Genomic DNA, 7,179 nt, shown 5'->3' on the forward strand with positions numbered 1-7,179 from the left:
TACGGGGAAAAAAAGGATACATTTCCGCTTCATGGCGTAGCTCCTGCTGAAGACGTAAGAGAAGGGGGCGCGCTAAGGCAGGCCAGACAAAGCATCTGTCCCTGAACGATATAGGCGAGGCTCTCCAGGACCACGGCATTGGTATCTGCATCAATAACCGTGTTGATGCTGCCGTCCAGATTTAGTCCGCGCTGCCAGCCTTTGCCGGGCACCTGTAAAGGTTGTACCTGCTGGCGCAGCGCCTCACTCCAGCGGTTTCGAAACAGGGCATACCATGCAAAGGCAGAACGTGTGGAAGTGATGGCCGTTTGTTCGGGTGCCTCATCACGCAGATCACCATTTTGGACAGGCTGCCGGTCTGGCAGATCGTTGGCATAATCTGGTGCGGGTTCGGCATAATCGGTACTGATGGGCGGTTTACTGACGCGCAGGCTGTGACGGCGCTGCTGAATTTGCATAATGCGCCAGGCGATCTCCGCGCTTTGCGCATCAAAACCCATTTCAAGTCCGGTCAACAGGTAAGGCAGGCTGATCAGTGAGGGCTGCCGTCCCCAGGGCGTGCGTAATCCTTCGTCAGGCACCATGATGCCATCGATATCAATCATTTGCTGACGCTCTGGTGGGTTCGTGACCGCCAGTCCGGCGACGCTGTCGATAAGGCGAAGCGTATGGCTGGCATACAGGCGATAGCCAAAACTGTTTTTGGGTTCATCTGTTGCCAGCGCCCACTGGTGTAACGCTACCGCAGCCTGACTGGCCGAGTTCTTTACAATCAGCGCACCGACGTTCCACTGTTTAAACAGGTCGCGCACGGCGGTTGCATGTTGGGGATAACGCCACACTAACGTTTGCAGGGCGTTAAGCAGGCGTCCCATACCGATTGCGGAAGACTCCTGTTTTCCCAGCAGCTTCAGAGTATCTGCATGATAATAGGCCGCTGGCAGACCGTCAGGCGTGAGCGGGATTTGGCTAAGCGTCAGCAGTGCAGCAGCAATCCGCTCATCAAACTCGTCGGTTGTCAGGACATTAAGTTGCTTTGCGGCTGTGACAGCAAACAGATAACTACCAATGCTCCACAGGCTGAGCCAGGGTTCACCGTCGTTCGCGTTTGCCAGACCATTTGGCTGTGTATTATTGACATAATATTGCCAGGCCACCCGTGCCCAAATTGCCTCTTCAAAGGTCAACTCTCGTGGGGTTGGCAGGGGAGGGAAATCCTCACTTAACGCGACCCCCGTACTGCTTTCTACGCGTGTTGGCATCTGTTTTTCTACCCAGACGACAATAGCAAACCCAATCAGAAAACCGAGCAGGATGGTGAGATAACTTCGGGCAGAAAGCAGCGCATCTCTCGTCCTCATTGCCTCGTCTCCTTCTCGTCGGCGGGCGTCCAGATTGCGGCTAAGATCAAGGGCAACATGGCGGCTATGTTGACGGCCCCCCAGAAGATGTTGATGACATAGCCTGAAGGATCATCGACCTGACCGCGTGCGACCTGAATCCCTCCCCATATAAGCCCGGCAAGAGTCAGTACCACAACGGCGATTTGCGGTTTGACGAGATACAGAAAACGGCCTGTCTGTCTTTCCTTTGGCGTAACGTGAAATTTTATCTGCTCACCACGAAGTACCGTGCCCAACGCGCGCAGGTTCATGGAGAAAAAAGAAAGATATGAGGCCCTGCCGTCCCAGGCAGAGATCCCCCATGTCCCGAACATAAATGCGAGTTCCGACACAATGAAAAAAGGCAAAAAATGCAGGTAAAAGGGCGTTGACCAGGCCGATACGGGCGGAATGCCGGTGAACAGGTAGATTATGGGTGAAAAGAGAAAAACGGTGTTCCAGATGCAGGCCAGATACGACCAGAAAGTGGTGCCATACATAAGCGTTTGCGGCAAAGAAAGCCTGAAGCGGCGGCGACTGAAAATATTGTCATGAAACAGGATGTCCAGCGAACCCGCAGCATATTTAAAACGCTGAATCATCCATGTCAGCATATCCTGGGGAGACAACATCTTGGATTCAACACGCGGGTGCATGACAGAGCGCCAGCGCCGGCCCGCATCGCCGTGAAGCAGGATGGACGTATAAATGTCTTCTGAGACGTGAAACTTATAGGGCGTGAGTTCTGTGTCAAACGCAACGTGAGGGCGCATGGCGTCACGCAATGCTTCACGCGTGGCAGCATCATGAATGTCGCGCGTGTGACGATCAATTTCTTCTTCCACCGTCCAGACATAGCTCCGCAAGGCTGCCTGCATCACCGCTTCTCGTCGATGTACAGAAGCCGCACCGCAGCAAAATGCCGCATTTGCCCAGTTACGCCGACGTAAAATCACGTCGTAAAACATGCGTGGATCGTTAAAAAACGGATCTCGCCCAATCGTGACCGGCCCGACAAATTTCTGTGTCAGCCAGCCAAGACCATATCCCACCTTGCCCGCTTTTCGTTGCAGCCAGTTTGACAGGTTTTCCCCTTCAGGGAGATCGTAAAACCATTGAGGTGTCTGGACCCACGCCACATCTGGATCGCGAAAATAGCCCAATGTGTGGCTGAGCAACGTGGGGAAGACTCTCGTATCAGCATCGCAAATAACCAGGAAATCACCCTCCGTGTTTTCCAGCCCGTTACGGAGGTTTCCGGCCTTGTAGCCAATATTGGTCTGACGGGTAATGTAGTTGACGCCTTCCTCATCGCATACCGCTTTCATTTCCGGACGCCGGCCATCGTCGAGCACGTGTATTTGATAGTGAAGCGGGAAGGGGTATTGCATTTTCAGAGCGTCACGAACAGACAGCCTGACGAGTTCAACGTCTTCAGAATAGGTCGCGATAAACAGATCGACTTTGATCGGTCTTTTCTCAACCTGTTCCTCTGCAAGCAGGCAATCGTTAATTTGCTCTGAGGGACGGTTTGGCAGCGGGTCTTCTTCTTTCCAGAGATTGATCGTAAATAATATCGTTCCAATCCAGGCAAACGTTTCTGCCAATACCAACGGAATCGAATACCACAGCGCGTAAATATTAAGCGAGGCGGTCCAGCGCCAGTAAATATAATTTGCGCCGAGAATTAACGCGGCGACCGCTAAAACCTGCCAGGTCAGTATCACCCAGGTCGGTGTGCTGAGGGGCTCCGGTGGTTTGCGATTTTCAAAACGGGAAAAGTAAAAATCCATAGCAAAGGATATCCTGATTCCGCAACAGGGATGAAATAAAGCCATCCTGCAGGCAGCGCTCAGCCTGCCCGAGAAAATAACGTCTAATAAAACAAAAAGTAAAACAAGTGTAGATAGCACAAAAAAAAGTGTCCAGAAAACTAAAAAATTATGAAGCAAGATCTGTTTTTTCTTTATTAATGCCGGCCTATCCTCATTGCACACAATTACTTGCCATAAAGCCCGCATTAGGCTATCAAATATTTAACCAGATGTTTTTCAGTCAGGAATAAAACCTCATCATGAGCCAGGTCGTGCAAGCGGTGAAGCAGAAATCATTCTGCAAATCAGCCACATGGCGCTATAGCGCAGCGGGAAGCCGCGATTTAAGAATTGATTTCATGCGCGGCATTGCTTTGGTAATGATGGTTGTAGCACATACAGAAATAATGTCCCTGTTCAACATATTCACCTGGGAGAGATTCGGTTTAGTAACCGGAGCGGAAGGATTTGTTATTTTATCCGGTTTTATGCTAGGTATGCTTAGTCGTGCCAGACTGCAAAAGGTGGTTTGGCTCACAGTGTCCTGGGGACTTTATCTTCGTGCATGGAAGATATACCGGGTAAATATCCTTATCATCCTGTCATTTTTGCTGTTAGGGTATTTGCCTTTTATCAATGTTTTTGAGGTGACGCATTTTACCGATCGCTTTTCAGGCACCCACTGGTCACTCTATCCGGTCACACCACAAATAAAAGAGACCTGGTTTAACATTGTTTTCTATTTACAAATCGGCCCTCATCAGACGCAAATCCTTGGCCTCTATATGGCTTTGTTGAATAAATGGATTTTATGCTGTGGTACTATGAAAACGGTTGTTTCAGATAACATAAAATCAATGCATTACATGCTTGCGTATGACGGTGTTCTGTCTGGCATCAGCGTTTTCTACCAAAACAGTGCAGACAAAACAGAATGATTACCTATTATTCAACAAAGCCCCTCTATATCTGCCTCCTGCTGATCAGTCCGTTTTATTTAGCCATGCTGCAAAAGGGAAAAGTTTACGGGTTATTGGGTCTTTCGTTACTGATCTACTGCTACTGGCAACGCTGGCCTGTACGCGTGACAACGGCGGAGTTCGAATTCGCTTTTCCGCTGTTAGCCTGGCAATTCATTTTTGTACTGGGGATGTGCAGTGGCTGGTATAAAGACGAACTGCTCTCTTTTGCACATACACCGCCGGGCAAATTGACCGTGGCGGCACTTGTCGTAGTGGCGTTAGTTATGGGGTTTGTTGCACAAAATCATACCAACCCTTTTATGCCGTCCGATCTGTTGATGCACATCATTCCTGCTGCAGATTTTGATACGTTCTACCATACGTGGGCGGCAAAAAATGGGCTGGGTCCCGTCAGGGTCGTCAACGATATCTGCCTGATGGTAACGGTCTATCTGCTTCTGACATGGTGCTGGCAGCCGATATATCGCTTTGCAGGCTGGTTTCTTATTCCACTGGGCCAGCACTCGCTTTATACCTTTATTTTGCATGTCTATGTTGTGCTCGCAGTCAGCCAGTTTGTGTCGTTTGATTTATGGCGTCACGCATGGTTAGAAAACACGCTTATTCATGCGGCTGCGCTGGGCACGCTGTGGCTGATGGCAAAATATAACGTTGCTGCACGCTGGATACCTAACTAAGGAAGGGCAGATGAATAAGAAATATCTCTTGATCTGCGCGTTATTCAGTGCCGCGACGGAAAGTGGGGCGGCCCAAACGGACGATACATTACCGTTGCGGGATAAGAACGATGAGCCGATACAGGCGGGCGTGTACACCAGTCGCTGGGGACGACTTTTTTCTGGTAATGATAAAGCATTTTCTGGTGCCCTGAGTTTTAGTTCGGGTTTGAAAGAGCAGTGGATGACTATCCCTAACCGCAAAGACAGCGCGGAACAGAAGAAAAAAATCAATCAAACCGTAAATCTGAGCCTACAATATTCCCCTTATAGTTTCTGGTTTGCCAATATCACATCACGTTTGCCTGTCAGCGATACCAGCCGTTATACGGCAGACTATCGCTACAGTTTTGGTTACGATGACTGGCACGCGAATACGCTCAGTCTGGTTTACACCAATTATGGTGATAACCACTTCTGGACCTCGGGTGGTCGTCGGCATACCTATTTTGAGCAGGGAGCCATCACGCTGGCCTATAAATTCTCCTTGCCGAAGCCGGTCGAAAATGCGCTGTTGATTAATAAAGGCGACGCTATCATTTGCCAGGCAGGCTACAGCTGGGTCCCCCGCTATTACGACTTAAGCAGCAACGATATTCGCCAAAATAAAAACGTCTTGTTAGGCGGATGCGGTTATACGTTTAAACAACATTTCTTCGTGCGTGTAACGGCATTTTGGTTTCCGGACAAGAGTCAGCAGCAACCGTGGAACGGTGATTACAGTTATAGCTTCGGCTACGCAGGCTACACACCAGGATCGTTTTCAATACAGTATGCGAACTATTCCGGAACACGTTATCCCGGCCATCAGAGCGGTAGTGGAAAGTTTCGTGAAGGCACGATCAGCCTGATCTGGTTCTTACCGATTTAGGGGGCATCATGTCGATACCGCACGTTCTGATCGTGGAGGATTCACTGGTTTATCGTCGCCTGTTATCACGCATGCTGACCCAGTGGGGCTATCGGGTTAGCGAGGCTGAAAATGGCATAGTCGCGCTGTCCATCCTTGAAACTCAACCGGTGAGCATGGTGATTAGCGACTGGGAAATGCCGGAGATGGACGGTCTGACGCTTTGCCGGGAGATACGTGGTCGTCAGCTTGGTCACTATATCTATTTCATTCTGCTCACGGCACGCGAAAATCCTAACGATCTGACGCAGGGGTTTGATGCCGGTGTGGATGATTTTCTGAGCAAACCTGTCGAGCAATCCGAACTGCGGGCACGGTTGCATGCCGGCACGCGCATTCTGTCTCTGGAGGCGACGTTAGCCGCACGTAATACTCATCTCAGTGAGGCGCTGCGTCAAATTGAGCAGGACCTTGAAGTCGCCGCACGGATTCAACACTCCGTCCTCCCGGCACATCAGCAGTGTTACGGTGACTACTTTTCCGACTGGCTGTTTTTACCGTCCGCCTGGGTTTCAGGCGATATTTTTAACGTTTTTCCGCTTGATAATCATCTGGGTTTTTATTGCGTGGATGTATCAGGTCATGGCGTCGGTGCAGCGATGATGTCGCTCGCCGTCGCCCGGCAGTTTCTTCACGGCAGGACGGTAGAGCGTTTTCTTTTAGATGGCGACAAGGGTGTCGTTTCCCCGGCGGAGGTCGTGCGCATTCTGAATGAACGCTTTTGTAGTGATGAGGCGGAAATTGTCAGTTACTTCACCCTGATTTATGGCGTGATCAACCTGACTAGTGGCGAAGGACGGTTATGTCAGGCCGGGCATCCTACGCCTTTCATTGTAACGCCCCACGGGCAAATCAGAACGGTCGGCGAGGGTGGCGCACCGGTGGGCTTAATGCCCCATCTCTCCTGGACCGACGTCTCCTTTACCCTTGCGCCAGGTGAACGACTCTGTCTGTTCAGTGACGGCATTACTGAGTGCGAAAACCTGGCCGGAGAGCAGTTTGGTCAGGAACGTCTGCAGACATGCATACAGGACAGCATTGCACAGGCACCTGATGACCTTCTGCAACAACTCGGCCAACATCTCATCCGTTGGCGCAGTGGTGAAAACACAGAACAACATGCGATGGCCGATGATGTATCGCTTTTAATCATTGAGCATCAAGGAGAAAACTTATGAACATGGGTACAGAACGGCAGCCTGAAGTGAATATCCTTACACCCGCAGTGCGCAGGCTGGACGCATCGGTGTAAGCGTCACATTTAAACCGTCTGTGCAGCGGGCTCCGGTTCCGGGAAAATAGTGTCCATCATTTTTTAATGGACACTATCGCGTGAAACACCGGACATGGCTCCTTGAGGCGCTTCGCCTCCAT

At 50.5% G+C, this 7,179-nt stretch carries 4 protein-coding genes and 2 pseudogenes; 4 read left to right on the forward strand and 2 right to left on the reverse strand.

Annotated features, from left to right (window positions below; genetic code table 11):
- Positions 1–29 precede the first annotated feature (29 nt).
- Positions 30–1,361, reverse strand: a complete 1,332-nt coding sequence (locus F7Q90_RS18800; protein ID WP_006121905.1) for a DUF3131 domain-containing protein — start codon at positions 1,359–1,361, stop codon at positions 30–32.
- Positions 1,358–3,175, reverse strand: a complete 1,818-nt coding sequence (locus F7Q90_RS18805) for a glycosyltransferase family 2 protein (RefSeq protein WP_006121904.1) — start codon at positions 3,173–3,175, stop codon at positions 1,358–1,360. Before F7Q90_RS18805 ends, F7Q90_RS18800 begins: the two co-directional genes overlap by 4 nt.
- Positions 3,176–3,456: 281 nt before the next feature.
- On the opposite strand from F7Q90_RS18805, the pseudogene opgC (F7Q90_RS18810) reads away from it, so the two are divergent.
- From opgC (F7Q90_RS18810) to F7Q90_RS18825, 4 genes and pseudogenes are all read left to right on the forward strand, one after another.
- A pseudogene (opgC, locus tag F7Q90_RS18810) lies at positions 3,457–3,981 on the forward strand (OpgC domain-containing protein); the annotation flags it as partial.
- A 176-nt stretch (positions 3,982–4,157) separates the two neighbouring features.
- A pseudogene (opgC, locus tag F7Q90_RS18815) lies at positions 4,158–4,856 on the forward strand (OpgC domain-containing protein); the annotation flags it as partial.
- 10 nt (positions 4,857–4,866) lie between these two features.
- Positions 4,867–5,766 (forward strand): hypothetical protein, encoded by a 900-nt coding sequence (locus tag F7Q90_RS18820; protein WP_006121903.1) that lies wholly within the window; start codon positions 4,867–4,869, stop codon positions 5,764–5,766.
- Positions 5,767–5,774: 8 nt separating this feature from the next.
- The gene (locus tag F7Q90_RS18825; RefSeq protein ID WP_006121902.1) at positions 5,775–6,983 is read left to right on the forward strand and encodes a PP2C family protein-serine/threonine phosphatase; all 1,209 of its coding nucleotides are present in this window, start codon (positions 5,775–5,777) and stop codon (positions 6,981–6,983) included.
- The last annotated feature ends 196 nt before the right edge of the window (positions 6,984–7,179 follow it).

It is taken from the genome of Pantoea stewartii subsp. stewartii (assembly GCF_008801695.1).
Lineage (GTDB): Bacteria > Pseudomonadota > Gammaproteobacteria > Enterobacterales > Enterobacteriaceae > Pantoea > Pantoea stewartii.

Coding starts and splice junctions, on each gene's coding strand:
- F7Q90_RS18800 (WP_006121905.1), bottom strand. CDS start 1,361: ATGAGGACGAGAGATGCGCTGCTTTCTGCCCGAAGTTATCTCACCATC.
- F7Q90_RS18805 (WP_006121904.1), bottom strand. CDS start 3,175: ATGGATTTTTACTTTTCCCGTTTTGAAAATCGCAAACCACCGGAGCCC.
- F7Q90_RS18820 (WP_006121903.1), top strand. CDS start 4,867: ATGAATAAGAAATATCTCTTGATCTGCGCGTTATTCAGTGCCGCGACG.
- F7Q90_RS18825 (WP_006121902.1), top strand. CDS start 5,775: ATGTCGATACCGCACGTTCTGATCGTGGAGGATTCACTGGTTTATCGT.